The 24053-nt window shown below is 63.5% G+C and carries 29 protein-coding genes and 1 pseudogene; 20 read left to right on the top strand and 10 right to left on the bottom strand.

Going from position 1 to position 24053, the window contains the following annotated elements:
* Positions 1-46 precede the first annotated feature (46 nt).
* Both AB0N24_RS09865 and AB0N24_RS09860 read left to right on the top strand, forming a co-directional pair.
* Positions 47-205: a hypothetical protein gene (locus tag AB0N24_RS09865; protein WP_364123296.1), complete on the top strand. Its 159-nt coding sequence runs from the start codon at positions 47-49 to the stop codon at positions 203-205.
* An 8-nt stretch (positions 206-213) separates the two neighbouring features.
* Positions 214-1101, top strand: a complete 888-nt coding sequence (locus AB0N24_RS09860) for a hypothetical protein (protein ID WP_364123294.1) — start codon at positions 214-216, stop codon at positions 1099-1101.
* A 33-nt stretch (positions 1102-1134) separates the two neighbouring features.
* On the opposite strand, the gene AB0N24_RS09855 is transcribed toward AB0N24_RS09860, so the two are convergent.
* Entirely contained in the window at positions 1135-1701 is a 567-nt protein-coding gene (locus AB0N24_RS09855; protein ID WP_364123292.1) for a dihydrofolate reductase family protein, read from the bottom strand.
* Positions 1702-1913: 212 nt separating this feature from the next.
* Here AB0N24_RS09855 and AB0N24_RS09850 point away from each other — a divergent pair, with 212 nt between their 5' ends.
* From AB0N24_RS09850 to AB0N24_RS09840, 3 genes are all read left to right on the top strand, one after another.
* On the top strand, positions 1914-2315 hold the full coding sequence (locus tag AB0N24_RS09850; protein WP_364123290.1) for a cytochrome c oxidase subunit 4: 402 nt from the start codon (positions 1914-1916) through the stop codon (positions 2313-2315).
* Positions 2316-2468: 153 nt separating this feature from the next.
* Positions 2469-3191, top strand: coding sequence for a TetR/AcrR family transcriptional regulator C-terminal domain-containing protein (locus AB0N24_RS09845; RefSeq protein ID WP_364123288.1), 723 nt, complete (start codon positions 2469-2471; stop codon positions 3189-3191).
* Between the two features lie 56 nt (positions 3192-3247).
* A complete protein-coding gene (locus AB0N24_RS09840; protein ID WP_364123286.1) occupies positions 3248-4183 on the top strand; it encodes a hypothetical protein in 936 nt (311 codons plus the stop codon).
* Between the two features lie 46 nt (positions 4184-4229).
* Here the strand turns inward: AB0N24_RS09840 and AB0N24_RS09835 are convergent, their stop codons facing one another.
* Positions 4230-4586, bottom strand: a complete 357-nt coding sequence (locus tag AB0N24_RS09835) for a hypothetical protein (RefSeq protein ID WP_364123284.1) — start codon at positions 4584-4586, stop codon at positions 4230-4232.
* Positions 4587-4678: 92 nt separating this feature from the next.
* Between AB0N24_RS09835 and AB0N24_RS09830 the strand changes: the two genes are divergently transcribed.
* Genes AB0N24_RS09830 through AB0N24_RS09820 form a run of 3 tightly spaced genes read left to right on the top strand, consistent with a single transcriptional unit; the run spans position 4679 to position 8168 of the window.
* Positions 4679-5206, top strand: a complete 528-nt coding sequence (locus AB0N24_RS09830) for a PadR family transcriptional regulator (RefSeq protein WP_364123282.1) — start codon at positions 4679-4681, stop codon at positions 5204-5206.
* The gene (locus AB0N24_RS09825) at positions 5203-5937 is read left to right on the top strand and encodes an ABC transporter ATP-binding protein (protein WP_364123280.1); all 735 of its coding nucleotides are present in this window, start codon (positions 5203-5205) and stop codon (positions 5935-5937) included. Before AB0N24_RS09830 ends, AB0N24_RS09825 begins: the two co-directional genes overlap by 4 nt.
* Positions 5934-8168: an FtsX-like permease family protein gene (locus tag AB0N24_RS09820; protein WP_364123278.1), complete on the top strand. Its 2235-nt coding sequence runs from the start codon at positions 5934-5936 to the stop codon at positions 8166-8168. Before AB0N24_RS09825 ends, AB0N24_RS09820 begins: the two co-directional genes overlap by 4 nt.
* A gap of 82 nt (positions 8169-8250) precedes the next feature.
* On the opposite strand, the gene AB0N24_RS09815 is transcribed toward AB0N24_RS09820, so the two are convergent.
* The gene (locus AB0N24_RS09815; RefSeq protein WP_364123276.1) at positions 8251-8922 is read right to left on the bottom strand and encodes a LysE family translocator; all 672 of its coding nucleotides are present in this window, start codon (positions 8920-8922) and stop codon (positions 8251-8253) included.
* A 97-nt stretch (positions 8923-9019) separates the two neighbouring features.
* On the opposite strand from AB0N24_RS09815, the gene AB0N24_RS09810 reads away from it, so the two are divergent.
* From AB0N24_RS09810 to AB0N24_RS09795, 4 genes are all read left to right on the top strand, one after another.
* Complete coding sequence (locus AB0N24_RS09810) at positions 9020-9562, top strand: CGNR zinc finger domain-containing protein (RefSeq protein ID WP_364123274.1); 543 nt, start codon at positions 9020-9022, stop codon at positions 9560-9562.
* Between the two features lie 136 nt (positions 9563-9698).
* Positions 9699-10094 carry a DUF1801 domain-containing protein gene (locus AB0N24_RS09805; protein ID WP_364123272.1) on the top strand — a complete coding sequence of 132 codons (396 nt, stop codon included), beginning with the start codon at positions 9699-9701 and terminating at the stop codon, positions 10092-10094.
* 32 nt (positions 10095-10126) lie between these two features.
* Positions 10127-10888 (top strand): VOC family protein, encoded by a 762-nt coding sequence (locus AB0N24_RS09800; protein WP_364123270.1) that lies wholly within the window; start codon positions 10127-10129, stop codon positions 10886-10888.
* A gap of 107 nt (positions 10889-10995) precedes the next feature.
* Positions 10996-11541, top strand: coding sequence for a hypothetical protein (locus tag AB0N24_RS09795; protein WP_364123268.1), 546 nt, complete (start codon positions 10996-10998; stop codon positions 11539-11541).
* A 14-nt stretch (positions 11542-11555) separates the two neighbouring features.
* Here the strand turns inward: AB0N24_RS09795 and AB0N24_RS09790 are convergent, their stop codons facing one another.
* Positions 11556-12056: a cupin domain-containing protein gene (locus tag AB0N24_RS09790; protein ID WP_364123266.1), complete on the bottom strand. Its 501-nt coding sequence runs from the start codon at positions 12054-12056 to the stop codon at positions 11556-11558.
* A gap of 136 nt (positions 12057-12192) precedes the next feature.
* On the opposite strand from AB0N24_RS09790, the gene AB0N24_RS09785 reads away from it, so the two are divergent.
* A complete protein-coding gene (locus AB0N24_RS09785; protein WP_364123264.1) occupies positions 12193-12807 on the top strand; it encodes a TetR family transcriptional regulator in 615 nt (204 codons plus the stop codon).
* Between the two features lie 58 nt (positions 12808-12865).
* Here the strand turns inward: AB0N24_RS09785 and AB0N24_RS09780 are convergent, their stop codons facing one another.
* The gene (locus AB0N24_RS09780) at positions 12866-13243 is read right to left on the bottom strand and encodes a hypothetical protein (RefSeq protein ID WP_364123262.1); all 378 of its coding nucleotides are present in this window, start codon (positions 13241-13243) and stop codon (positions 12866-12868) included.
* Between the two features lie 240 nt (positions 13244-13483).
* Here AB0N24_RS09780 and helR point away from each other — a divergent pair, with 240 nt between their 5' ends.
* Positions 13484-15745: an RNA polymerase recycling motor ATPase HelR gene (gene helR, locus AB0N24_RS09775; protein ID WP_364123260.1), complete on the top strand. Its 2262-nt coding sequence runs from the start codon at positions 13484-13486 to the stop codon at positions 15743-15745.
* Here helR and AB0N24_RS09770 read toward each other — a convergent pair.
* Entirely contained in the window at positions 15680-16030 is a 351-nt protein-coding gene (locus AB0N24_RS09770) for a hypothetical protein (protein WP_364123258.1), read from the bottom strand. The genes helR and AB0N24_RS09770 overlap by 66 nt on opposite strands.
* Positions 16031-16199: 169 nt before the next feature.
* Between AB0N24_RS09770 and AB0N24_RS09765 the strand changes: the two are divergent.
* A pseudogene (locus tag AB0N24_RS09765) lies at positions 16200-16535 on the top strand (SDR family NAD(P)-dependent oxidoreductase); the annotation flags it as partial.
* A gap of 61 nt (positions 16536-16596) precedes the next feature.
* Entirely contained in the window at positions 16597-17022 is a 426-nt protein-coding gene (locus AB0N24_RS09760) for an SDR family NAD(P)-dependent oxidoreductase (protein ID WP_364123256.1), read from the top strand.
* A 37-nt stretch (positions 17023-17059) separates the two neighbouring features.
* Here AB0N24_RS09760 and AB0N24_RS09755 read toward each other — a convergent pair whose 3' ends face one another.
* Entirely contained in the window at positions 17060-17446 is a 387-nt protein-coding gene (locus tag AB0N24_RS09755; RefSeq protein ID WP_364123254.1) for a DUF1801 domain-containing protein, read from the bottom strand.
* Positions 17447-17812: 366 nt separating this feature from the next.
* On the bottom strand, positions 17813-18007 hold the full coding sequence (locus AB0N24_RS09750; protein ID WP_364123252.1) for a helix-turn-helix transcriptional regulator: 195 nt from the start codon (positions 18005-18007) through the stop codon (positions 17813-17815).
* A 207-nt stretch (positions 18008-18214) separates the two neighbouring features.
* Here AB0N24_RS09750 and AB0N24_RS09745 point away from each other — a divergent pair, with 207 nt between their 5' ends.
* The gene (locus AB0N24_RS09745) at positions 18215-18394 is read left to right on the top strand and encodes a hypothetical protein (RefSeq protein ID WP_364123250.1); all 180 of its coding nucleotides are present in this window, start codon (positions 18215-18217) and stop codon (positions 18392-18394) included.
* Positions 18395-18885: 491 nt separating this feature from the next.
* On the opposite strand, the gene AB0N24_RS09740 is transcribed toward AB0N24_RS09745, so the two are convergent.
* Positions 18886-19335: a hypothetical protein gene (locus tag AB0N24_RS09740; RefSeq protein ID WP_364123248.1), complete on the bottom strand. Its 450-nt coding sequence runs from the start codon at positions 19333-19335 to the stop codon at positions 18886-18888.
* Between the two features lie 1124 nt (positions 19336-20459).
* Positions 20460-20798, bottom strand: a complete 339-nt coding sequence (locus tag AB0N24_RS09735) for a hypothetical protein (RefSeq protein ID WP_364123246.1) — start codon at positions 20796-20798, stop codon at positions 20460-20462.
* Between the two features lie 424 nt (positions 20799-21222).
* On the opposite strand from AB0N24_RS09735, the gene AB0N24_RS09730 reads away from it, so the two are divergent.
* The 3 genes from AB0N24_RS09730 to AB0N24_RS09720 all read left to right on the top strand — a co-directional run bounded on the left by AB0N24_RS09730 (position 21223) and on the right by AB0N24_RS09720 (position 23777).
* Positions 21223-22008, top strand: coding sequence for an alpha/beta hydrolase (locus AB0N24_RS09730; RefSeq protein WP_364123244.1), 786 nt, complete (start codon positions 21223-21225; stop codon positions 22006-22008).
* Positions 22009-22197: 189 nt separating this feature from the next.
* Positions 22198-22635: a VOC family protein gene (locus AB0N24_RS09725; protein ID WP_364123242.1), complete on the top strand. Its 438-nt coding sequence runs from the start codon at positions 22198-22200 to the stop codon at positions 22633-22635.
* Positions 22636-22955: 320 nt separating this feature from the next.
* The gene (locus AB0N24_RS09720; RefSeq protein WP_364123240.1) at positions 22956-23777 is read left to right on the top strand and encodes an MBL fold metallo-hydrolase; all 822 of its coding nucleotides are present in this window, start codon (positions 22956-22958) and stop codon (positions 23775-23777) included.
* Positions 23778-24053 lie beyond the last annotated feature (276 nt).

Raw genomic sequence — 24053 nt, 5'->3', positions numbered from 1 at the left:
GGCGGCCGGGGCCCCGGGCTTGAGCTTCGCTCAGTAGGGTTGCCCGATGGATATCACGTGGGTGTTTGTAATCATCCTTCTGGTCATGTTTTTCGGCACCATCAGCGTCATCGGCGCACTGAACCGGATCGCTACGGCCACCGAAGCCTCCGCCGCCCATCTCGAGGCCCTTGCCAGGGCGGCCGACGTCCGGGCGGGCTCCTAGGTGTTTGAGTGGACCCGATAGCCGATGCGGAACGGGGTGCCTGGCTACGCCCCCTGCTGGATCCGACCGCGCGGGACATGCATTTCGTTGTGCCCCATGGCTATCCCGCGTACGCCCGGGTGTTCCATCCGGCAACCCGGGACAGGCCTGCCGGGACGTTGTCCTGGCATTCGCAGGACCGGTCGTTGTTCGTCGAGATGGACAGCGAGCCGGCTCCGTGGTCAACCGTCGCTGCGGCGTTCGGCAAAACCATGCACCCTTTGGCGCAGTTCCACCGCCTGGTGGGCCCGCCGTCCGGTCCCTACGGCGAAGTCCTCGATGCTGACGGGTGGCGGTACTGCGACCCGCAGCAGGGAAACCTCGATGTGGACGTCCTGGCGGCGGCTGCGGCCGTTTTGTGCCGCCACACGGCGACTCCCGACGCGGGGGTGGCGGCCGTCTGGGAGGGGTGGGGCGGCCTCACCAGTGCGGCGGGGTATGCGCAGTTGACCTTCGTTGCGCCTGATGACGAGACCGGAACCACGATGTGGAGCCAGGCCGAAAGTCCGGGAACGGGGCTGCTGCCGGCGAGCGTGGTGGACGGTCCCCGTCTCGAACTGCCCGGCCGGGGCCATATCCTTTTTTCGGCCGGGCCGGTCGGGTTCACCGACCCTGCCTGGACCCTTACCGCGCCATGGCACCATGATCCGCGCTGGCCACAGTCGCCAAGCCTGCTCTGGCCTGAGGACAGGTCCTGGGTGCTGGTCACAGAGATCGATTTTGATTCGACAGTGGTGGCCGGGAGCTCAGCCCTGATTGCGGAACTGGTGGGGGCGCCGGGGGTTGAAGCCCTGCAGATCAGTGAGGGGGCGCGCCTCACCTGGGACGCTGACGGGCTGGACATGCCCGGGGCTTAGCGCACCGCCGCAGGGAAGCTCCGCTGATTCCTGCTAGTCCTGGCTGCGCTCGTAGCGGAGCTGGACCACTCCGTTGCCGAAGGTCCGCGTCCCGGCCAGCTTGAGGTTCATCCTGACGTCCGGTGACTGGAACAACGGATGCCCCTGGCCCAGCACCACGGGGTGGACGTAGAGCCGGTATTCGTCGATGAGGTCGTGCCGCATGAAGGTTGCGGCCAGGTTGGCGCCGCCCAGCCCCAGGTCGCCGCCGGGCTGCGCCTTCAGTTGCGCGATTTCTTCAGGCACGACGTCGCGGATCACCTTGGTGTTCCACTCCGCCGTGGTGAGGGTCCGGGAAAAGACGAACTTGGGCATGTCACGCCAGATCCCGGCGAACTCGGCCATGGCCGCCGTGCTGTCCGGATCCTGGTCGGCCGTGGGCCAGAAATCGGCCATCAGCTCGTGCGTGATCCTTCCGTCCAGGAACGCGCCCATCGCCCGGCACTCATCGTTGAAATGTTGGTGCAGCGCTTCGTCCACAAGGTGCCAGCTGATGTCCCGGTCCGGTCCTTCAAAAAATCCGTCAATGGACACAGACATCATCAGGATGATCTTCCGCATGGTGCTACCTCCGTGGCTGGGCGGGCATCGGGCGGGGCCGCCGTCGTATGTTTCAGTGAATCACTCAAGGATCCGTTGGAACAGGTGGTTTGTATCCGTTGTCAGAGTGGGGTCCTTTGTCCCTTACGCCGCAACCGCGTGGGGATCACAGTTGATTCACGGGGAACTGTGGGGGAGTAGCTCCCAAGTGATTCGCCGCAGAAGGAGAAGCCATGAAGATCGAATCCTGGATTTTCGGAGGCCTGGCCATGTTCTTCGTGCCCGTTGGGGTGGTCTACGGCTTTGTCACCGGCTGGACCGAGCCGGTGGGCTTCCTGGCCTTGTGGCTGGTGGGCGGCCTGGCCGGGCTGATCGGCGGCTACCTCGGCTACACCGGCAAACGGGTCGGGATGCGTCCCGAAGACCGTCAGGACGCGGAAATCCACGAAGGCGCAGGCGAGCAGGGCCAGTTCAGCCCGTGGAGCTGGTGGCCGATCGCCGTGGGCTTTTCCGCCGCCGGAGGGTTCCTGGGACTGGCCGTCGGATTCTGGATCCTCTACATCAGCGCCGGATTCGCCCTGGTTGCGCTCATCGGCTGGGTGTTCGAGTACAGCCGAGGGGATCACGCCCACTAGTAATACTGCCCGCGCCGGACGCTAAAGGCCGCCCATCCGGCGTCGTACGCCTGCCTCCGAAGGTGTGAGAAGCACACCGGGCCCACAACGGCGTCCCGACAGGTGTACGGAGTACACTTGCCGGTAGGAAACGGCAAAACGAAAGGCGGCCGCATGACTCAGCAAGTGGAGGAAGCCACACGCCGGACCCCGCTGAACCGGGACCGCGTGCTGAGCGCCGCCGTCGTACTCGCCGATGAGGCGGGCATCGAATCACTCAGCATGAGACGGCTCGCGCAGGAGCTTGGTGTGGTGCCAATGGCGCTCTACAAGCACGTCGCCAACAAAGAGGAACTCCTCGACGGCATGGTGGACGTCATTGTCGGCGAGATCGATCCTCCTGTCAGCGGTGCCGACTGGAAGAACGCGGTCCGGCTGAGGATCCTCTCGGCGAGGAGGTCGCTGCTGCGGCATCCCTGGGCGCGCCAGGTGCTCGAATCCCGCACCAACAGGACGCAGGCAGTTCTGGGATACATGGACTCGTTCATCGGGATGTTCCTGGCCGGGGGCTTCTCCGTGGATCTCACCCACCACGTCATGCACGCACTCGGCAGCCGCATGTGGGGATTCACCCAGGAGCTGTTCGACGACTCAGCCAACGCGGCCCCGGCCCCTGTAACGGCGGAAACCCAGGCGGCCATGTTCCAGGAAATGGCAACGCGATATCCGAACATTCTGGAAGTCGCCATGGCGGCAAAACACGACGACGGCCCGGTGGTCGGGCAGGGCTGCGACGATCAGTTTGAGTTCGAGTTCGCGCTGGACCTCCTCCTTGACGGGTTCGGGCGTTTCCACAATCAGGGCTGGACGTCGAAGCGGACGAAGCTGGAGAAGTAGCTCCGGGACACCGGGCTCCCTGTCGAACCCCAACGCAGGCGTGTTAGCTTTTGCGGATGGACGTGCTCGACTGGCTGCTCGACTCTGACCCTGCGATCCGCTGGCAGGCCCTTCGCGACCTCACGGACGCGCCGGCCCCGGAGGTACGGGCCGAACGGGCGCGCGTGGCCACAGAAGGCTGGGGCGCCCGCCTGCTCGCGCTGCAGGACAAAAACGGTCAATGGGACGGCGGCACCTATTTCCCGTCGCCGTTCGACGACTCCGAGGACGGCCAGCCCTGGACTGCAACCACGTACAGCCTGTTGCTGCTGCGCGACTTCGGGCTCGACCCTCGCAGCGATGAGGCCCGCACCGCCGTCGCCCTCGTCCGCGACAACAGCCGCTGGGAGGAGGGCGGCCAGCCTTTCTTCGAAGGGGAGGTGGAGCCGTGCGTCAACGGCATGGCCGTGACGCTCGGCGCCTACTTCGGAGAGAACGTCGACGGCGTGGTGGCCCGGTTGCTGGGTGAGCAGCTCGACGACGGCGGGTGGAACTGTGAGGTGGAACGAGGCTCCGTACGTTCGTCGTTCGGGACCACGATCAACGTACTGGAGGGCCTTCTGGAGTACGAGCACGCCACCGGCGGCTCACCCGCCTCGCTCAAGGCACGGCAGCGCGCGGAGGAGTACCTGCTCGAGCGCGGGCTCCTTCGGCGCAGGAGCACCGGTGAGGTGATCGACAGCGACTGGCTGGACTTCTCATACCCGACACGCTGGTTTTACGACGTACTGCGCGGCCTCGACTACTTCCGCGCCACCGGCAACCGCCCGGACGAACGCATCGCCGAGGCGGTGGAGGTGTTGCGTTCTAAACGGCAGCCTGATGGCACCTGGCTTCTGGAAAACTCCCATCCCGGCCGGATCCATTTCGCCATGGAAGACGGCGACGGACTCCCGAGCCGGTGGAACACCCTCAGGGCGCTGCGGGTGCTTGACTGGTACGAACGCCCCTAGGCTCCGGCAATTCGGCCGGTGCTGTTGTCCGCGCTACCCCCGTGGATTAAGTGGCCGGGACGATCCAGAAGCCGACCACTGAGCCTGCCCCGGGCTCCGGGGTCATGCGAATCCCCTGGGCAAGGACCGGGCCGTCTTCCAATTCGAGCGTGGTGGTCGCAGTCGTGCCGCAGTCCAGGGCCAGCTCGTGCGTGGTCCCTCCTCGAAGATTGCTCTGGGAGATATGAAGCACCGCATTCGGAATGCCGATGCAGGCCGCGGTGACCGTGTATGACCCCTTGTCCAATGCCCTGACCGATTTTCGGTTGTCACGGCGGCCAAGCAGGCCAGCAGCAATGCCGTCCCCCGAATCGAATGTCTTCCCCCAAGTAATGACATGGGCAGAGCCTATCGTCCGGGCCATCACCGGGCGGCCGAAAGGAGCCGAGCCAATCCTTTTTCTCGGAATGCATGGCGGAGCTGGACGTAACTATGTACTGAGTGTATAGATGAGGTGTGAACAACACACTTACCCTTCTGGGACTGCTGAGCCGGGAGCCCAGCTACGGCTACGACCTCAAGCATTCCTACGACCGCTATTTCGGAACGCAGAAGGCTCTGGCCTTCGGCCAGGTGTATTCCACCCTTGCCAGAATGGTCCGGGATGAACTGATCCGGGCACTGGGCGAGGAGACAGGCGGCGGTCCGGACCGCAAGAAATACGAAGTCACTCCGTCCGGCAAAGCCCGGGTCCATCAGTGGCTGTATACCCCCGACACTCCGTCCGAGGCCCTGCAGAGCGAGCTGTTCGCCAAGACCGTTGTCGCCCTGCTGATCGACGACGACGCCGACCGGCTGCTGGACGTGCAGCGTTCTGAGCACATGGCCAGGATGCGTGAACTGACGCGGCTGAAGAAAGATGCCGACCTGCTGCAGGTGCTCATGTGCGACCACGGCCTGTTCCACATCGAGGCAGACCTGCGGTGGATCGACCTCACCATGGCCCGCCTCGCCGAACTCAAGAAGGAGCTCCAGGGCGCATGAGCACGATTGATACCCGGTCACCCATTCTCAGCGCCCGCGGGGTTCGTCACTCCTTCGGCCAGACGGAAGCGCTGCGCGGCATCGACCTCGACGTCCACCCGGGCGAAGTCCTGGCTGTCATGGGTCCGTCCGGATCAGGCAAGTCCACCCTTCTGCACTGCCTGGCCGGCGTTCTGGTCCCGACAAGGGGCAGCGTGACCTACGGCCCCTCCGCCGGGCAGTCCCCGGTAGCGGCCAGGCAGCCAGTGGAGATCAGCGCCCTCAGCGAGCCGAAGCGGGCCCGGCTGCGGCTGACCGATTTCGGGTTCGTCTTCCAGTTCGGCCAGTTGTTGCCGGAGCTCAGTGCCGTGGACAACGTCAGCATCCCCATGCTCCTGGGCGGAACCAAGCGGTCCGAGGCGCGGCGCCGGTCGGGGGACATGCTGGACCGCCTGGGACTGGAGGGTCTGGGCGCCAAGCTTCCGGGTGAGCTGTCCGGAGGCCAGGCACAACGCGTCGCCGTGGCCCGTGCGCTGGTTACGTCCCCCGCCTTGTTGTTCGCTGACGAGCCCACGGGCTCGCTGGATTCCCTCGGATCCGAGAACGTACTGACGATCATGCTCGAGCTGGTCCGGGAGTTCGGCACGACGGTGGTGATGATCACCCATGACGCGCGCACTGCCGCTTATGCGGACAGGGAAGTAATAGTTCGCGACGGCGTGATCGGCGCCGGCTACCGGGTGTCCTTGTGAACCGGGGGTTGCTGAAGCTCGCCGTGGTTGGCAGCCGGTCCTCCTACGGAAGGCTCGCCGGAATCTCGGTCGGCGTCGCCGTCGGAGTCTGCCTGCTGCTGTTGCTGTGGGGCGGCGCCAACGGGCTCAACGCCCGGGACGAGCGCGGTGCCTGGCTGCGCGAAACCGGCAGCCCCTCAGTCTCAATTGCGCCGTCGGCCGGCGATCCGACCGCGTCTGGCCCGGCCACCCCGGTTCCGCTGACTGCGGACACCGTACTCATGAGGACAAACCCGGTGGAGGTCTTCCGTGACCAGCTGATCAACCGCCGCGACTTCGCGGCAGTCGGGGCGAGCACGGTCAAGATTCCCGGAATCGCGGGCCCGCCTGCGCCGGGCGAGTACTATGCATCACCGGCCCTCCAACGCCTGATCGAAACTACGCCGCAGGACCAGCTGGGTGACCGTTTCGGGCAGTTCGTCGGCACGATTGGCGAAGAAGCACTTCCGGGCCCGGACTCCCTGGTCGTCGTCACCGGTGCAACGGAGACGGAACTCCGCCAGAGCGGGAGGGCTTTCCTGGTGTCAGGGTTCACCTCCAATCCCTACGGAGCCAGCGCGGCCGCGTACGGCACGGTCCTGCTCATCGGCGCCATCGCGGTCTTCTTCCCCGTGCTGCTGCTGATCAGCATCGTCACCGTTCTGGGAGCAGCCCAGCGCAGGGAGCGCTTCGCCACCCTGCGGCTGATTGGCGCGTCCCCACGGACGATCTCGCGCATCGCCGCCGTCGAAACCGCAGTGCCCAGTCTGATCGGTGCAGTGTTCGGCGTAGTGCTCGCGGCCGTGCTGAGGCCGGCCGCCGCCCAGATAAAGGTCAACGGCACCAGGATGTTCGAAGCGGATCTGGCCACGGGCTGGGTGGCGGCCACCGCCGTCGTTGTACTGGTTGTGACGGCATCGTCCGTTGTGGCCGCCTACCGAACTTCCCGGGAAGGCATTGGTCCCCTGGGGGTGACGCGGGCCATGCAAGAAGGAACACCCAACGCGTGGCGGATGGTGCCGCTGCTGGCAGGACTGGCTGCCATGATCACGGCAGTTCTCCTCATCCGTGTCCTGGAAGTGCGGCTCGCCTGGCTTGAATCACCGCTGCTCATCGGCGGATTTGCGCTGATCCTCGTGGGCATAGTGATCGTCGGTCCCTGGCTGACGCAGCTCGTGAGCCGGATAGGGCTTCGCCAGGCACGCAGCGCGGCAGCAGTCATCGCCGCCAGCCGGATCCAACGAACACCGGTGGCGACGTTCCGTTCCGTTTCCGGCCTGGTGATCGCAGTGTTCGTCGTCTCCGTCTTCGCCGGGGCATCCAGCATTATTCAGGAATCAGAGGCACCCGCGGCACGCCCCGGTCTGCTCCAGCCCGCCAGCCTCCACGCTACGGTGGCTGCCGGAGCCAGCCAGGACCGGGTGGCGGAGGCCGCGCGGCGGGTTGGGCAACTGCCGGGAATCCGGAGCGCAACCATTGGCTACGGACCAGCAGCCCTTAACCAAAGGGACGCCGGTCCTGAAATCTTCCTTCGTGCCGCGGATGCTCCCGGCCTGGGATTCGAGGACATCCCGGAAACGGAGATCGTCGCCGTTGATTCGTCATTCCTCCACTACTGGACAACGCAGCCACTGGCGCTGACCCGGGCTTCTGCCCAGAACCTCGACGGACTGGTTCCGGTCGTCATGGTGGTCGCCACGGACGGGACGCCCGGGGCCATGGACCGCGCCAGGACGGCACTGGACGGTTCCGGCGTCACCGCCATCCCGGCCACCTCCCCGCTGGACACCAAACTGCAGTCCTCCGCCCGCCTGGTTCAGGGCCTGGCGGTGCTGGCGTACCTTGGCATGTTCGTGGCGATTGCCATCGCCGGCCTTTCCCTGGCCGTCGCCACCGCCTCCGCAGTGTTGGACCGAAAACGAGTCCTCGGCCTGATGCGGCTGATGGGGATGCCTGTGTCCGTCCTGCGCCGGATTATCACGCGTGAGGCGGCCGTCCCGCTCCTGAGCGTGCTGATGCTTTCCATAGCGCTCGGGTTCCTCGTGGCCTGGCTGATGGTCACCGGCATCGATGACACCTACCGGGTGGCGTGGCCGGCGACCGATTACTTCGCAGCCTTGGGCCTTAGCCTGGTTCTGGCGCTGGCCGCCGTCGGATCAACCTTCAGTCTCATCCGTGCGGGCACCGCAATCACTGCCACACGATTCGAGTGATGCCTCCCGCCGCATGTCAGGAGGTTCGGCGGTACGGCGGTACGCTCAGAAAATAATTGGCGAGCTCTCATCCTCAGAATCGCTATATGTGTGCCTTTTCCGGTACTTCCCGCGCGAGGAGGACCGCCACCAGGCCGAGCGCCGAGCCAGTGACGCGTTGCTGCCACTTCGTCCAGCTCGGCCGGGCGGAGAGGAATGCAGAGATCGACCCGGCACCGAGGACAATCAGTGCGTTCACAAACATGCTCACGGCAATCTGGATCGCTCCGAGGGAGAAGCCCTGGACCATTGTTCCTCCCCGGCCCGTGTCGATGAACTGCGGAATGAGCGCGAGATACATCACGGCTGTTTTTGGGTTCAGCAGGTTCGTGAGGAGGCCCATGCGGAAGAGCTTGCGTGCGGAATCGCTAGGTACTGCGCGAACTTCGAAAACGCCGCGACCGCCGGGCTTAAGTGCCTGCCACGCGAGGTAGGCCAAGTAGAGGACTCCCGCGGCTTTCATGCCGGCAAAAAGCCACGGCACCGCGACGAACACCATCGCGAGCCCGAGGTTCGCCATTGTCATGTAGACAAGGAAGCCAGCACAGGTGCCTGCCAGAGAAATCATTCCCGCCACTGGCCCTTGACTCACACTGCGCGAGACCAGGTAGACCATGTTCGGGCCCGGCGTGAGTACCATGCCGAGTGCCGTTAGGGCCATCCCGCTTGCCGCGGCCATCGAGACCCCCGTTCCGAAGTCAGTCGCCGCGATCACGAGCGCACCGTCCTGCTCGCGGGATACAAATATCGTGTCTGCGGATCGGCAGTCCAAGGAAAAATCGTCATGACTCCAACAATGATGTAATAGCCTTATGCATCTCAACCCTTACGGTGAGTACGCGGTACTCCTCGCCGCCTCGTTGGCCAACGATTGGCCAGCCGATAGGGACGCTCTCGTGCAGCGGACTCGTGAGTTCGGTATGACGATGGACTACAAGCTCTCCGTCGGAGACGATCATGAGCAAACCCGCGACGTCATTGACGCGTGGCTCTCAGTCGTCGATGAACACGACCCACGGAACAGGGCCGCTCTGTTGAACGCCCAGATGGCTGCTGCCGCCGCCTATCCGCGCCTCACCGATCACGACGGCGAAGGATGGCATCTTCACTACCGCGACCTCGACCAGGCTCTTCCGCATGTATTGCTCGCCGTGATCAGTGTCGGAACAGCACTGCACCTCAGCACTCGCGGCGCTCATAGGCTCAGCCGATGCGCCGCAGGCGATCCGTGCAGGGCAGTCGTGGTCGATGTCACCCGCAACGGTCGCCAGCGCTACTGCTCCGTGCGCTGCGCAAACCGTGACAACGTCCGCAAACACCGTGCACGCGCGAAGCAAGGCCGCATCGTGGCGTAAGCCGGCCGCCATCAAAGCTGAGGGAAAACACGCACCATCCTCGCACCAAACGCCTCCCTCCTGAACCGCATCAAGACGCTCATTCAACAGGGAATTGATGTTCCCTTGTGTTTGGCTAATGTGCGAATGTGATGGCATGGACTACAGCAAGGACGCCCGCGTGGACCACTACATCGGATCCCTCCCCGTCTGGCAGCAGGCCGTCTGCCAACAGGTCCGCGACCTCGTCCACGCCGCCGATCCCGAGGTCGCGGAAGTCATCAAACGCTCCGAGCAGCCCTACTTCGTCCTGGACGGCAACATCTGCGCGCTCCTCGCGGCGAAGGATCACGTCAATGTTTTCCTGTACGACGGCGGCATCGTCCCGGATCCGCAGAACATCATCACCGCCGGACACGACAACAAAACAGCCCGCACCGTAGCCTTCCGCGAGGGCCAGGCTGTAGATGAGCAGGCACTCGGCGAAATGTTCAAGGCAATCATCGCCAACAACCGCGCCGGTGGCTGGCGGAAAATCAAGGGCAGCCGGTAAAGAAGTTCTCCAGCAACAGAAGGGCACCCCCAATGACGAACCGTGAAACCCACTCCGCCGGCGCTCCCTGCAGGGTCGACACTTTCCAGCCGGATCCCCGGGCCGCCATGGACTTCTACGGCCCGCTTTTCGGCTGGAGTTTCGACGATCCGACCCCGATGCCGGCCGGCCTTGAGGGCGACTACTTCGCTGCGCGCCTCGGCGGGAGGCGGGTGGCCGGGATCGGCCAAGCGCCGCCGTCATCGCCGCCGACGTGGAACACCCACGTGCGCGTCGACGACGTCGGGGAGTCCCTGGCCCGCGCCGGGCAAGCGGGAGGCACGCGCCTGGCAGGCCCCTTTGGTGCCGGTTCGGATGGCGTCCTTGCCGTGGTCGCAGACGCCACCGGCGTCCCGTTCTGCCTGTGGCAGGACGGCGAGAGCGACGGCGATGAGCTGGCGAATGAGCCGAACTCCTGGGCAATGAGCTCGCTGCATACGCCAGATATCGAACGAGCCCAGGCGTTCTACGGCGCCATGTTCGGTTGGCAGCTCGAGTCGGTGCCGAACGCTGCCTTCTCGCTGTGGCGGCGCGCGGGCCGGGTCGTGGCCGTCGTGACGGCGACGGACGGCGTCGCGGTCCCGCCCCATTGGAGCGTCAATTTCGCTGTCCGCGACGCGGACACCGTCGCCCAGCACGCCGTCGCGCTGGGCGGCACCCTCCTGATGGCGCCGATGAACACGCCGGGATTTCGCAGCGCGGTGATCGGTGACCCCCAAGGGGGCTTCATCGCGGTCAGCGCCGCTGCCGGCTGATCCTCCACACCCGTATCCGGCTTCGATCCCGGGTCTCGCCAAAGGTGCCGATTCATGCTGTGATGGCTAGCAGACAGTTCATGGGGTAATCCGCTTCAGGAGTCATCGTGACGACGAAACAAACCCTCGATTCGTTCGACGTTCCCCGCGCGCGGGACGTCCTTCTCCTCACAGGTGCTTTCGCGACAGGCCTTTCCTGGTGGATCGGAATGACCGCCTTTGTACACGCCGGTGGCCTGGCGAGCGGCGGAGCCGGATTTGTCTTGTTCCTCAGTGTTCCCATGTTGGCGACTCTCGCAATTTACCGCGCGCTGCGACGTCGGAACGTGTCCGGTGTGGAGGTTTCGGCGAGTACTCGCAGCCACGGTAGCCACCGCCGCTCCGTCGCAGGGCGTCACAGCAGGCGCCTTGCCCCGGAGCGGTCCGGCCGCGGTGGCCTCACCAGCCTGCACGTGTTGAATCGCCCGGCGACGCGGGACTTTCTAGTCATCGTCGCGGGCTTGGTTTCGGTTCTTTGTTGGTGGATCGGCATGACGGCGTACATGAACGCCGGCGGCCTGGCCCATGTGGAAGCACTTGCGTTCCTCATTGTGCCGGTCCTGGCAACCGCTGGAACTTTCCTTGCCGCACGCCACACCGGCGCTGGCCGTTAGCGCGCGCCCCGGCCTCAGTCCTGGGCTTCCGGAAACGGGGGAGGGCCGACGATCTCGATGCCGCCGTTCACCCGTCCTGATTCGCGGATGCGGTCAAAGTTCACCGTCCCCGGCTCGTTTCCGGGGCGGAGAGGTTCGCTGGCGCCATCGTAGAACGCCTGCGCCGTGCCGGGGGTGTGCAGGCACAGCACCCGGGTCTTGTCCTGGAGCACTTTGAATGCGTGGGGTACGCCGCGCGGTGCGATGGTCACCCCGCCGGCAGCGACCCGGTGTTCGGTTCCGTCCATGTTCATCAGGATCTCCCCCGCCAGGACGTACATGGTTTCATCGGAATCCGGATGCGTATGCATGGGCGTGACTTTATTGAGGGACATCTCGTCTTCGAAGAGGAGGAACGCTCCCGCGGTGTCTTCTTCGGTCGCCTTCCACGTGTGCATCCCTCCGCCGAAGAACCAACGCCTGGCCCCTTCCCCCGGTTGCCTGACGATTGCTGATGCGGCCTTTTTCGTCTCCATGATTCTCGCCCCGATGCGTGGTAGGAAGACTTATGAGACGGATGTCCCATAACAAGACTCAGGTATCATGAAAAGTATGTCAAGACCTTACGCGGACATTGGCCGGACGGGCCAGAAGCGCCGCACACTGGATGCCTTGGTTGCGGCGGCACGCTCGTTGGTTGCGTCCGGCATTTCGCCGACCGTGGATGATGCGGCGCAGGCCGCCGGGATTGCGCGGGCCACGGCCTACCGTTATTTCTCGGGGCAGCGGGCGTTGCTGGCTGCGGCCCATCCGGAAACCGCGCGGACGTCGCTGTTGCCGGCGTCTCCGCCTGATGGCGCGGCGGAACGGCTGGATGCGGTGGTGGTGGAGTTCACCAGGATGATTGTCGAAACTGAATCCCAGCAACGCACCATGCTGCGACTTTCGCTTGAACCGACGAGCGGTGAAGGGCGTGACCTCCCTCTCCGGCAGGGTCGGGCGATTGCCTGGATCTCCGAGGCGCTTGCGCCGCTCAAGGAGAAAATGACGGATCAGGACATTCATCGACTGGTTCTGGCAATCCGGAGTGCGATAGGAATCGAGTCCCTGGTCTGGCTGACTGATGTGGGTGGCCTTAGCCGGGAAGAAGCCATCGCCTCGATGCGCTGGACCGCCGCGGCCCTCTTGTCGCAGGCTCTGGCGCGCGGCCTTCCGGCCAGCGCGCCAATGCCCGGTGTCACCATTGTTCCGGGCACTGGCGCCGCTACCGCCGAGAGTAGTTCCTAAGGAAACGACCTCTCACAAAAACTGTATGCCTAACGCCGGGATCCGGCTTGAGTGGGCGCTACCTGTTTTTCCCGCCTGGGTCGCTACGACTTTCCGGACGGGCAACTACTGAGGCGACCGCTGCGGCCAGTGCCGGAACGTAGAACCAGCCTATGGTTGCAGACGCAATGATGGTGAAGATGGCAAGCGCGACGGTGGTCGCGACTGACGCATATCGTTGTGCGCGTCCCGTTAGCAGAAGAGGTAGCCCGGTTAGGGCCACGGGGATGAGCAACGGCACGAAGACGGAGGGTCCTCCAGTCTCAAACAGGGTCGAGGTGGTGACCTGTTCTGGCCCGTCGTTAGTCAGTTTTACGTTGACGTACACCGGAACCAGCAGTGCCACGAGGGCAACAGCAATTGTGAGCGAAAAGGCGATGGTCTGGCGAATACTCATCGGATTCCAACGGCTTCCCATCTGACCCCACTGCAACACATTCCTCCTTACTTTCAATCTATAGGGCACAGGGGGGCTTGCCGCAAGACCCGGGTTGGGCCGCAGAATTGAGAGCCGAAGTCAGGACCAACGGAATTGAGATAGCGACATGTGCGTCCACCTAGACCGCCGCGCCCGCTCTACGAGAAGCGCTCTCCAACTGGTTCGGGACATCGCTCAGCCCAGAAAGGAACTGATGACGTGCCCCTGACCACCAGCGCTTTCAACCTGCCCGCCCACCTCATGCCCAAGGCTGATCCGAAGCTGATCGCCGGCGACGAGCAGCATTTCACGGCAATCGCGGAGAGCCTCGAGCAGTCGATCGCGGATCTGTCCGACCGTCTCGATGCCGCGCGCAGGGTCCCCGGCCGCATGGGCCAGGAGGCGCTGGAGCGGGACGTGGAGATCCGCCGGCTGACCTCTCGCCTGCGCGCACTGCGTCGCTTCGGTCTGGACCTGTGCCTCGGACGCATCGTCAGTGCTGACACCCCCGAACCCGTGTACATCGGACGTCTTGGCCTCACGGACAGCGAGGGCCGTCGGCTGCTCATCGATTGGCGCTCGCCCGCGGCTGAGCCGTTCTTCGGAGCGACGTACGCCAACCCGATGGGGCTGGGGCAGCGCCGCAGATATCGCTGGACCCGCGGCCGAGTAAGTGACTACTGGGACGAAGTGTTCGCTCCGGACGGGTTTGAAGGGCAAGCGTCCCTCGAGGACCTTTCCGCTTTCATGGCCAGTCTGGGGAGCAGCCGGTCTGCTCGGATGCAAGACGTTCTCGGCACCATCCAGGCGGACCAGGATGCCATCATCCGGGCGTCATCGCGCGGTGCCCTCGTCGTCGACGGCGGTCCAGGCACAGGCAAGACCGTCGTTGCGCTGCACCGCTCCGCCTACCTCCTCTACTCCGACCCGCGCCTTGGTCACCGCCGGGGCGGCGTTCTGTTCATCGGTCCGCACCGGCCCTACCTGGCCTACGTCGCCGACGTCCTCCCCAGCCTGGGAGAGGAAGGAGTGCAGACCTGCACCCTGCGGGATCTCGTCCCCGAGGGCGCCACGGCAGCGATCGAGACCGACCCGGACGTGGCACGGCTGAAGTCGACCGCGGGCATGGTGAAGTCGATCGAATCGGCAGTCAGGTTTTACGAGAGTCCGCCAGCCCAAGGCATGGAGGTGGAGACTCCGTGGGCTGATGTCTGGCTCAGCTCTGACGAGTGGGCCGAGGCGTTCGAAGCGCCGGCGTCCGGCACCCCGCACAACGAGGCACGGGACGAGGTCTGGGAGGAGCTGCTCACCATCCTCGTGGACAAGTTCGACGGCGGCGACGTCCCGGAAGGCTTGCTCCGCCGGGCTCTCACCCAGAATGCGGAGTTGGTGGAGACATTCAGCAGAGCGTGGCCGCTGCTCGACTACACCGACCTGGTCAGCGACCTCTGGTCAGTGCCCGCGTACCTGCGCCTGTGTGCGCCCTGGCTGAACGCTGCAGAGGTCAGGAAGTTGCTGCGCCCGAATCCCAAGGCCTGGACCGCACCCGACCTACCGCTCCTGGACGCAGCCCGGCAACGGCTCGGCGACCCCGAGGCGTCGCGACGCGTGCGTCGGCAGAACGCCGCCCTGGCTGCTGAGCGGGAACTCATGGACAGGGTGGTGGACGACCTTATTGCGGCAGACGACTCCGAACTGATGGTGATGTCAATGCTGCGCGGGCAGGACATGCAGGACAAGCTGGTCGACGAGGACGCGCTGCCGACCGCCGACCCGGACACGCTGGCCGACCCGTTCGCCCACGTCGTCGTGGACGAGGCGCAGGAGCTGACTGACGCGGAGTGGCAGATGGTGAAGCTCCGCTGCCCGTCGCGGAGCTTCACCATCGTCGGGGACCGCGCCCAGGCCAGGCACGGGTTCGCGGAGTCGTGGCTGGAACGGCTCGGGCGCCTCGGACTGACCAACGTGAACCTGGCGGCCCTCAGTATCAACTACCGAACGCCGGAGGAGATCATGGCGGAAGCCGAGCCGGTCATCCGGGCCGTGATCCCGGACGCCAACGTGCCGACGTCCATCCGCAGCAGCGGCATGCCCGTCGTCCACGGATCGACGCTGGAGCTGAACTCGATCCTGGACACCTGGCTCGCCACGCATGCTGACGGGATCGCCTGCGTCATTGGCACGAGTGACGTCGGGGACGGCTCGTTCGAGGCAACGTCCCGCGTCAGGTGGCTGACCCCGGAGCTGTCGAAGGGGCTCGAATTCGACCTGGTGGTCCTCGTCGATCCGGAGGGGTTCGGCACGGGGATCGAAGGAGCGGTCGACCGCTATGTCGCGATGACACGTGCGACCCAGCAACTCGTTATCCTCACAACCCCTAACGTCGGCGAAAAATCAGATCGTGGAACTGGCGCTCTAGAACCAAAGAGACTGGATGATTCCAATAGCGCCAAACAGAACCAGGCTGCCGAACACGGTTAGCGAGAATACGCTGCCCACTTTCGACGTCCTATCCAGCTTGCGAAGGTCATCGTCCTTTCGAAAGGCGAACATCACTGAGAAAGCAGCCATCCCTGCCAATAGCGGCATCGCCACGATGAGTATGAAAAGGAACCCCAGTTTGTCCCACCCGCCAGCATTCTCGAACAACAACCAGAGGGAACCGGCAAGGACGAACGGCACCGCGGCCAGGATGAGCGCCCGGTACCTGATCCATTCCCACATGACCATTCCCCCTGGAGAGTATCCGGTTGCTTCAACCGGCATTCTGCGATGCCGCATACCCGTACTGTGACATGAGCTCCGACAGGGAGGCCAGCGTCCCGATGAAGGCCAAAAGGCCGGGGCCATGGAGCCAGCATGGGTGCTGCTTGCGCTGCTGGTCCAAGGCGCCGGCTCCGGCGTATCATGAGGTCGCGGAACGGAAGGCAGGCCGGTGGCCGGTAGCACATCCAACGATCGGAAACGCAGCGAAGCGCAGACGGGAAGCGTGGCGCTCGTTACCGGCGCGAGCCGAGGCGTCGGCCGCGGTATCGCTCTTGGCCTTCTGGCAGCGGGGTTCCGCGTTTACGGCTCGGGCCGCTCGATCGAACAGGCGGACCTGCCGCGGGAGATGCGGCGCCTGCGCTGCGACCATCTCCAAGACGAAGAGACGGCATGCGTGTTTGAGACGATCCGTTCCGAGTGCGGCAGCCTCGATCTCCTCGTCAATTGCGCGTGGGGCGGCTACGAGAAGATGGTCGAAGGCGGCGCGTTCACTTGGGCTGCACCGTTTTGGGAGCAACCGCCGCATCGCTGGACCGGCATGATGGATGTCGGCGTGCGCGCGGCATATGTCTTCGGCGCACGCGGCGCGCATGATGACGCCACGGCAGCGCGGCCTGATCATCAACATCAGCTTCTGGGCGGCGCAGCGGCACCTCGGCAACACGATCTACGGCATCGCAAAAGCGGCGACGGACAAGATGACATCGGACATGGCCGTCGAGCTGAAGCCGTTCGATATCCCCGTAATCTCGCTCTACCCCGGTCTGGTTCGGACCGAGTCCGTACTGGCAGCGGCGAAAAGTGGCATGTTCGATCTCTCGACCAGTGAGAGCCCTGTGTTCATCGGCCGCGTCATCGACGCGCTTTTTCACGATCCGAACCTGATGGCGCGGACGGGCCAGGTGCTGGTGGCCGCCGCGGTAGCGAAGGAGTTCGGCGTAGTGGACATTGACGGAGGTTCGCCGCCGGCGCTGACACTTGGGGACATCTAGCCGAGCCTGGATTCCAGCCCGGCGTCCGGTTGTCGACTTATGCTCGAACCCATTCCCGGACAAGCGCAACGAATTCGTCCTGCCTTGCGGTGGCGACCTCAGCGCTTGGAAAGATCACTTGGCCGCGGTCTTGCCCGATCATTTCCAGCAGCCCGGTCCACTTGGCGGTGTCAAAATGAAAGTCATCCTCGATGGTCTTTGCTCCGCGGTGAAAAATTAGCTGAACGTGATGAAGCGGCCGCAAATTAAACGTGACCCGATCAACAGAATGGAAGCAGAAGCTTGGTGCCCTCCACTTGATACGCTCCGATATCGCATCATCCGCGTCGAGGACAGCCAACCGCAGGCGCTCGATCACGGGCTTCAATGGATGGTCCAGCGACTCAAGGAACGAATCAACCAGCGGGTTTCGATTTAGTGTCATAAGGCGTAGTCCATCACTTCCGTCTGCACCGACTCCTGCAATGGCAGGGGGTGGCTGAAATTTCGGGCGAGTGGCGGCAGATCATCAGGTGTGTAAACGGCTGAGCGTGATTCATGGGAGATCAGGTCCTAGGGACAACGAAGGCCCGCCTATGGGGGACAGGCGGGCCTTCGCAACTAAATGCTACAACGCTCTTGAATAGCTATCGACTGGACGAGAGCCGAACCCTCGCCGGCCGAAGAAAGGCGGTTCGACATAAGAGTGCAAAGTCTCCAGATTGGCCAGCCCGGGGGACTGCAACCTCTGCATTGATCACCTGTGCTGACCAGCAGGCGCAGCATTGTCTCGCCGGGATTGGGATGCGTCTCACTGCTCGTCGAGGAATATCTCCTCGATCTTCAGCTCGAATAGCCGGGCGAGTCGGAAGGCTACAGGAAGGCTCGGATCGAACTTTCCAGTCTCGATTGCGTTGATCGTCTGCCGGGAAACGCCCACACGCTGTGCCACATCGGCCTGGGTCCAGGCATGTTCGGATCGGAGATCCGCGATGCGGTTCCTCATCGGTATCTGATCTTCCCGATGACGAGGGCGATCAGGAAGACGGCGCCCATGAGCGCCGGGAGGACCGCGATCTCCACCTCGACGGGAATGAGACCGGCGGTGTCCGCGACGACATAGCTGAACCCGACGACCCACCCCGCTCCGAGGGCGACCGCCAGTGCGGGATCGCTCTTCGGAGTGCCCGGGCGTGAGCGCTAGGTTTGTGGGATGGAAGAAATCCTCCTGACTAGGGGCAACGCCACCGATGGTGTGGTGCGCGTCGGATCGACGGTCCGCAAACCGTGGACGGCCGCTACACCAAGTGTGCTCGCGTACATGAGGGCCATGCGCGACGCCGGCGTTGATGTGCCTGTTGTCTATGGACAGGACACCCAGGCCGACAAGTGACAGAGTTTGTCCCCAGGTGCCTTGCCATGGACTCGCGCCCACTGTCACTCTCCGAGCTGTCCCGGGTCGGCCGCCTGGTGCGCGCCATTCACGACGCCAGTGCAGCCTACGGGCCAGACTCCGATTCAACTTGGATCACACACATTCCGGCTCCCAGAGCCGATCTGATCTGCCACAACGACCTGGCCCCGGTGGAATCTCCTCATCGGAGACCGATGGGTATTCATCGACTGAGACGCGGCCGCACCGAGCACGCGCCTATGGGACCTCGCCTACGCCGCACAGGCATTCACGCTAAACGACGCATCGGCGAACCCATTTGAGGCGGCGCGGGCACTAGCGTCCTTCATTGACGGCTACCGTGCCGACGACGAGCTCCGGGCGGCGCTCCCCGTCACCATGTGGCAACGGACAACTGCCATGTATGAACTCCGCTGTGCGCTATCCGAACCAAACTCTTGCCGCCGGGCGCATCCTGGGGTTGCATCCAACTATGCGCCGACAACGGCGTACACGCCGTTCAGTTTCTCGGCCAAGCGTTCGATGTTCAACGTTGACTGCTGGCCAGTCGCGATTTGGCTGAGGTCAACAACCATCCAGTTACTGCCGCGAACGAGCGGGATTTTTCCCTGTCTTGAGGCGGCCCACGTTTGATAACTCTCTTCAAGAGCGTCCTGATTAGGGTAGAGGTCTATCTGAACATTTTCGGAGCAGAGTCTCCGCGCCGAAGTGAGTGGAACCCCATCGCCCATAGGGACTACCGGATCGCCAACGGGTTTGGAGTCGCAGTCCACGATGTCATCGACGGCCGCGTAGGCCTCATCAATGGAACCAAACGATTGTAGGTTTTCGAGTCCTGGTTCCTGCCCCGCGCATCCAGTGAGCGGAACTGCCATAAGAAAAATGGCAACTGCGATGTCCAGAAAACGTCTGCGCTTCATCAGTTCTACCCCCAAGGCTATTGATGGCACTATTCCACAAATGCGGGCACCCCGTGAAGCCCAAAAGTTGAGACCCGCTTTCGTTGAGTAAACGGCCTTCTGGCGGCCCCCTTTGGCCGATCCGCAACCCACGCAGCGCCGGTTTCATAAGGAAACCGATTCTTCGTCAACTCATGGACGACCGGTTGGCTGCCCGATGAAGGTCGCTATCCTCTGAGCGACCACTACCACTCGTCGGAGGACCAGGATTCGTCCCGGTAGGGGTTCGGTCCTGGCCGGCGAAGGCAGTGATCCGAGTCCAATGGCCACTCGGCCGGACCCGCACTAGTGGAAGGGAAGCTCTGTGCCCTGTGGGAAAGGCAAGACTCCTTGGGAGGGCGTCATGGTGAACCAGTCGCCGCCCTGCCTGGTCGCAAAAATGATGACTCTCTGATTGGGATCGAGCGGATCGCCGTCGGGGTAGGTCTCGCCTCCAGTGCAGGTCGGGGGCATGGAGGAGACGCGGAGGTTCCCATCTCGGGGGTCCCCTTTGAGTACCTGCTCGACTTCAACAAGGTGGGTCGTGGCCTTGTAACCGTAAATGCTGGTCTCACCGGCCCGGCTTACAGACTTTCCAATGAGCACCACGCCGGCCTTGTCGTATTGGTCTTGAGGGGTCTCGAATCGGACCCATTCAACGCACGTTTCGGCGCCACCGCCCGGTACAGGATCACCGCTTGGTGCGGCGCCACCGCTTGGTACAGGGCCAGGCCCTGGTATCAGGCTGCACCCGCTTCCAAGAACAGACACCAAAAGGCCTACCTGCGCCAGCGCTACAAGCTTCCCCATGAAATAAAGCTACGCGCAGACGAGAATTCGTACTACTGAGTCCTTCGACTTGGGATCGAAACGAGTCCGCCTAGGCGTGAATCACCATCGTCCCGTGATGTGTCGCTCTAATCCTTACCAGCCGTCTTTGGCGGGTAGATATATCTTGGTCGCATGCGACTCCGCAATATTGGACCCATGAGCAGGACCGCCACCTTCCGCCCGGTAAGGGTTCCTCTAACCCGACGTCCCTATCACAGGCAATGGACACTCTCTGCGGCGCTCCCAAATGCGTAGGAAGCAATGCGACGGGAACATCAGACGGCTGGCGCGTGTGGGGTGGGGTCCCTTCGAACGACAACCGCGAGCAGTGCTACCAACGACATGGCGCTGACGATATAGAGAACCTTGCCCCAGGGCGCGTAATCCCCGCCCGATATTTCAAAGGCATCAGCGAGCCCCATCCCGGCGGCAAAGGACGCCATCCAATGTGACGGAGCCGCTAACACGAGCAGCAATAGGTTGAGGGCTGCCGTGGTTTTTCCTGAGATGGAATGCTTCAGTGCAGCAATCAGAACTGCTGCCGCTAGAGATGTTCCAATGGCTGCCCATACAAGAACCGTCGGCGCGGCAAGTGATTCATTCGCCTTATCCATAGCTGTGTGGATTTCGGCCAGCGTGGCGCCTGGGACAGCAGCCAGAGGGTTCCACACTAGAACCTGTAACGCGCCGGCAACTGCGTAGCCCACCAAGAGCAGGCATCCGGCTACTCCTGTCCATGTAGCCGAGCGCTGCCTATCTAATCCCCAATGCCCCATAATCCCAGCCTAGCGTCGATCGGTCCATGCCGGTCTAAGGAATTGGGATGCAGCAGTCTTGGTGTTCGTATCTGTATAGGCCGTTTGGTAGCCATTTCGTCTTCCCGAGGCTAGATGTTCGCGCAGCCCTTCAGCGCGGCGCGAGTCAGTCCAATGGAAAACCGTCCGGGGAGGGTTACTTCGCTGACCGGCTTATGGGCGGGACCGATGCGCGCCCCACGCGAACGCTGAAGGCTCTAACTGGGCCTGTAGGCTCTGGTTTGTGATTGCTCAAATCTTAGGAGAAGGAGTTCCGCTCGTCGTAATCCACGGATTCGGTGTAGATCATCGGATCATGCTGCCGTTGGAGGACGCCATTGATGAGTGCGGATGGCAACGGATCTATATCGACCTACCGTGGGCCGCGGGGAATGCTGACATCAACGTCACCAGCACGGACCACGTCGCGCAGGGGGCTCTGAACGACATCCATGCGTATCTTGGAGACCGGCCCTTCGCGCTGATCGGCAACTCCTTCGGAGGCATGATTGCCCGGTGCGTTGCTCACGAGCTTCGAGATCAGGTCCTTGGCCTGGCTACTCTTGCGGGTGTGTACGAGCCGACCCATGGGGCGCGGTGCCTTCCCCGCCGGCAGGTTGTCCGAGAGGACCTCGCCGTCCTGGCTTTGGCTGGACAGGTGAGGGATGACTACGAAGAGATGACCGTCGTCCAGAGCGAGGCCACGCTCGAGGCATTCACCCGATATGCACTTCCTGGTCTTCGCACAGCGAACCAAACCATTCTCGATCGCGTTGCAGCGGAGTACGCGCTCTCCGTAGAACCGGAGGTCGCGCATCCTGCCCCCTTCGAGGCGCCCTCGTTGCACCTTTTTGGGCGTCAGGACCATGTAACTGGCTACGAGGACGGGTGGAAACTCCGCAACCACTATGTCCGGGGCACCTACGCGGTGCTCGACGCCGCTGGCCATAATGCTCATCTCGAGCGCCCGGATCTTACTGCCGCGCTAGTGAAAGATTGGCTCATGCGGACCAGCGCTTCTGCCCTGTGAGGGCGCTTCTGCCCTGTGGGGGATCTCCAAGCGGACCGTGCCACAGAGGGTTCGGCGGACGGCCCGCCTGCGACGTAAGTCGCCGTGAATTCAAGCTGCCTCAGTGAGCCCCCAATGCTCCCGGAGCTTGTTCAGTCGAGTCCCGGCTCGCCACTGGAGCTAATCGGTCCGCCTTGGTAGCTTGAACGCATGGCCATCAAACTTGAGAACGTCGGTATCGCCGTTCGCGACCTCGAAGCAACAATCGCCTTTTTCACCGACCTCGGGCTCACGGTCGTCGGCCGTGATACGGTCAGCGGCGAGTGGGCCGACACTGCCGTCGGGCTTGATGGCAACCACGCGAAAATTGCGATGCTCCAAACCCCGGATGGTCAGGGTCGACTGGAACTCTTCGAATACATCCACCCCGAAGCGATCGAGACGAACCCAACTCGTCCGAACGACATCGGAATGCACCGCGTGGCCTTCTCCGTTGACGACATCGACAAAGCCCTTGAGATAGCTGCGAAGCACGGATGTACTCCGCTACGCGGCGTGGCGACCTACGGTGACGTCTACAAACTCACGTATCTCCGCGGACCCAGCGGAATCCTCGTAATGCTCGCCCAGGAACTGAAGAAAGACTGACACCCGGATCGGCCCAAATAGCCTGTGTTGCTTGGGCCCCAGGCCATAAGGCTGTCCGATAGGCCATCACCTACCGCCGTCGTCGACATTTGAGGCGATCCCCTCCGCTGAGCCGGCCCGCATCCCTCGGAAATATCGACGGTCCTCCGAAGACGATGTCGCGGAGCACGATCACGGTCCACCGATCGCCGATCGCCGAACGCCTCGACCTGGGCACCCCGACCGCGGCTCACCCGCTTCGCCCATACTGTTGGCAATCTGCCACCGCCAAGTACTACAGTCTCGACAAGCGGTTGCAACCCACAAGCGGAAGGCATTTCATGCTGAACGAAGTCGCTGAGGGTGTTCTAGTTCACGAGAGCGAGTTCATCCAGAGTAATTCCGTTGTCGTGCAGGGCCGGGACGGTGTGTTGCTCATCGACCCCGGTATAACGGGCGATGAAATGGCGGCCCTCGCGAACGACCTTCGCGAGTTGGGCCAGACCGTTGTGGCAGGCTTCTCGACGCATCCTCATTGGGATCACTTGCTCTGGCACGCCGAGCTCGGTGCGGCGCCCCGTTACGGTACAGCCCGCTGCGCGGCCTCTATCCAGGATCTGCTGTCGAACGCGGACTGGAAGGCCCGCATAGCCGTGGGGCTCCCGCCGGAGTACGCCGAGGAGATCCCGATGGATCTGCTCGGTCTCATTACCGGTCTGCCCGCCGAAGCTGCGCAGATTCCTTGGGATGGCCCCAAAGTCCGGATCATCGAGCACCAGGCCCATGCCCCAGGCCATGCGGCGCTGTTGATCGAGGAGCGCGGCGTCCTTGTCGCCGGCGACATGCTTTCTAACATCCTGATGCCGTTCCTCGACCTAGAGGCCGCGAATCCGATCGAGGACTACCTCGCCACCTTGGGGCTGCTCGAGAGCGTGGCCGACGACGTTGATGCCGTCATCCCCGGTCACGGCTCTGTCGGCGGAGCTGAGCAGCTACGAGCACGATTCAAACAGGATCGCGCGTACGTGCAGGCCCTGCGAGACGGCAGTGATCCCGACGACCCGCGGGTCGGTCCATCGGCCACATTGGATTGGCTCCCCGACGTGCACAGTTGGCAACTCCAGCGGCTGGCCCAAAGAGAGCAGAACGAGACGCCCGGCTAGCAGTCGTCTAGAGAAACTACCGGGGCCATCGTGCGACCGCGGCAGTCCCTTTGGCTAGAGCCAGGGTCAATGCCAGACGGTGAGGATCAACCGCAGGACATTCACGAACAGGGGGCAACTACGGCGCCGGTCACCTTAGCGTCCCGTTCACGGTGGTATTTACCCCAGGTCAGTGGCCGTTCGGAATGAATCAAGCTGTTTGTGACAGCTGGTTGGTTTTGTGGTTGATGCCGGCGTGGGCCGGGGCGGCTGGTGCGGTGGGCTTGTTTCGGTAGC

It is taken from the genome of Arthrobacter sp. NPDC093128 (genome assembly GCF_040683875.1).
Lineage (GTDB): Bacteria > Actinomycetota > Actinomycetes > Actinomycetales > Micrococcaceae > Arthrobacter.
This window is presented reverse-complemented; position numbering and strand designations above follow the sequence as displayed.

What these genes read in the sequence shown, in the direction of transcription:
- AB0N24_RS09740 (WP_364123248.1), bottom strand. Translation starts at nt 19,335, where the DNA reads ATGAAGCGCAGACGTTTTCTGGACATCGCAGTTGCCATTTTTCTTATG.
- AB0N24_RS09825 (WP_364123280.1), top strand. Translation starts at nt 5,203, where the DNA reads ATGAGCACGATTGATACCCGGTCACCCATTCTCAGCGCCCGCGGGGTT.
- AB0N24_RS09865 (WP_364123296.1), top strand. Translation starts at nt 47, where the DNA reads ATGGATATCACGTGGGTGTTTGTAATCATCCTTCTGGTCATGTTTTTC.
- AB0N24_RS09805 (WP_364123272.1), top strand. Translation starts at nt 9,699, where the DNA reads ATGGACTACAGCAAGGACGCCCGCGTGGACCACTACATCGGATCCCTC.
- AB0N24_RS09725 (WP_364123242.1), top strand. Translation starts at nt 22,198, where the DNA reads ATGGCCATCAAACTTGAGAACGTCGGTATCGCCGTTCGCGACCTCGAA.
- AB0N24_RS09855 (WP_364123292.1), bottom strand. Translation starts at nt 1,701, where the DNA reads ATGCGGAAGATCATCCTGATGATGTCTGTGTCCATTGACGGATTTTTT.
- AB0N24_RS09780 (WP_364123262.1), bottom strand. Translation starts at nt 13,243, where the DNA reads ATGAGTATTCGCCAGACCATCGCCTTTTCGCTCACAATTGCTGTTGCC.
- AB0N24_RS09750 (WP_364123252.1), bottom strand. Translation starts at nt 18,007, where the DNA reads ATGAGGAACCGCATCGCGGATCTCCGATCCGAACATGCCTGGACCCAG.
- AB0N24_RS09755 (WP_364123254.1), bottom strand. Translation starts at nt 17,446, where the DNA reads ATGACACTAAATCGAAACCCGCTGGTTGATTCGTTCCTTGAGTCGCTG.
- AB0N24_RS09790 (WP_364123266.1), bottom strand. Translation starts at nt 12,056, where the DNA reads ATGGAGACGAAAAAGGCCGCATCAGCAATCGTCAGGCAACCGGGGGAA.
- AB0N24_RS09760 (WP_364123256.1), top strand. Translation starts at nt 16,597, where the DNA reads ATGTCTTCGGCGCACGCGGCGCGCATGATGACGCCACGGCAGCGCGGC.
- AB0N24_RS09745 (WP_364123250.1), top strand. Translation starts at nt 18,215, where the DNA reads ATGGAAGAAATCCTCCTGACTAGGGGCAACGCCACCGATGGTGTGGTG.
- AB0N24_RS09735 (WP_364123246.1), bottom strand. Translation starts at nt 20,798, where the DNA reads ATGGATAAGGCGAATGAATCACTTGCCGCGCCGACGGTTCTTGTATGG.
- AB0N24_RS09720 (WP_364123240.1), top strand. Translation starts at nt 22,956, where the DNA reads ATGCTGAACGAAGTCGCTGAGGGTGTTCTAGTTCACGAGAGCGAGTTC.
- AB0N24_RS09810 (WP_364123274.1), top strand. Translation starts at nt 9,020, where the DNA reads ATGCATCTCAACCCTTACGGTGAGTACGCGGTACTCCTCGCCGCCTCG.
- AB0N24_RS09850 (WP_364123290.1), top strand. Translation starts at nt 1,914, where the DNA reads ATGAAGATCGAATCCTGGATTTTCGGAGGCCTGGCCATGTTCTTCGTG.
- AB0N24_RS09770 (WP_364123258.1), bottom strand. Translation starts at nt 16,030, where the DNA reads ATGCCGGTTGAAGCAACCGGATACTCTCCAGGGGGAATGGTCATGTGG.
- AB0N24_RS09800 (WP_364123270.1), top strand. Translation starts at nt 10,127, where the DNA reads ATGACGAACCGTGAAACCCACTCCGCCGGCGCTCCCTGCAGGGTCGAC.
- AB0N24_RS09845 (WP_364123288.1), top strand. Translation starts at nt 2,469, where the DNA reads ATGACTCAGCAAGTGGAGGAAGCCACACGCCGGACCCCGCTGAACCGG.
- AB0N24_RS09835 (WP_364123284.1), bottom strand. Translation starts at nt 4,586, where the DNA reads ATGGCCCGGACGATAGGCTCTGCCCATGTCATTACTTGGGGGAAGACA.
- AB0N24_RS09840 (WP_364123286.1), top strand. Translation starts at nt 3,248, where the DNA reads ATGGACGTGCTCGACTGGCTGCTCGACTCTGACCCTGCGATCCGCTGG.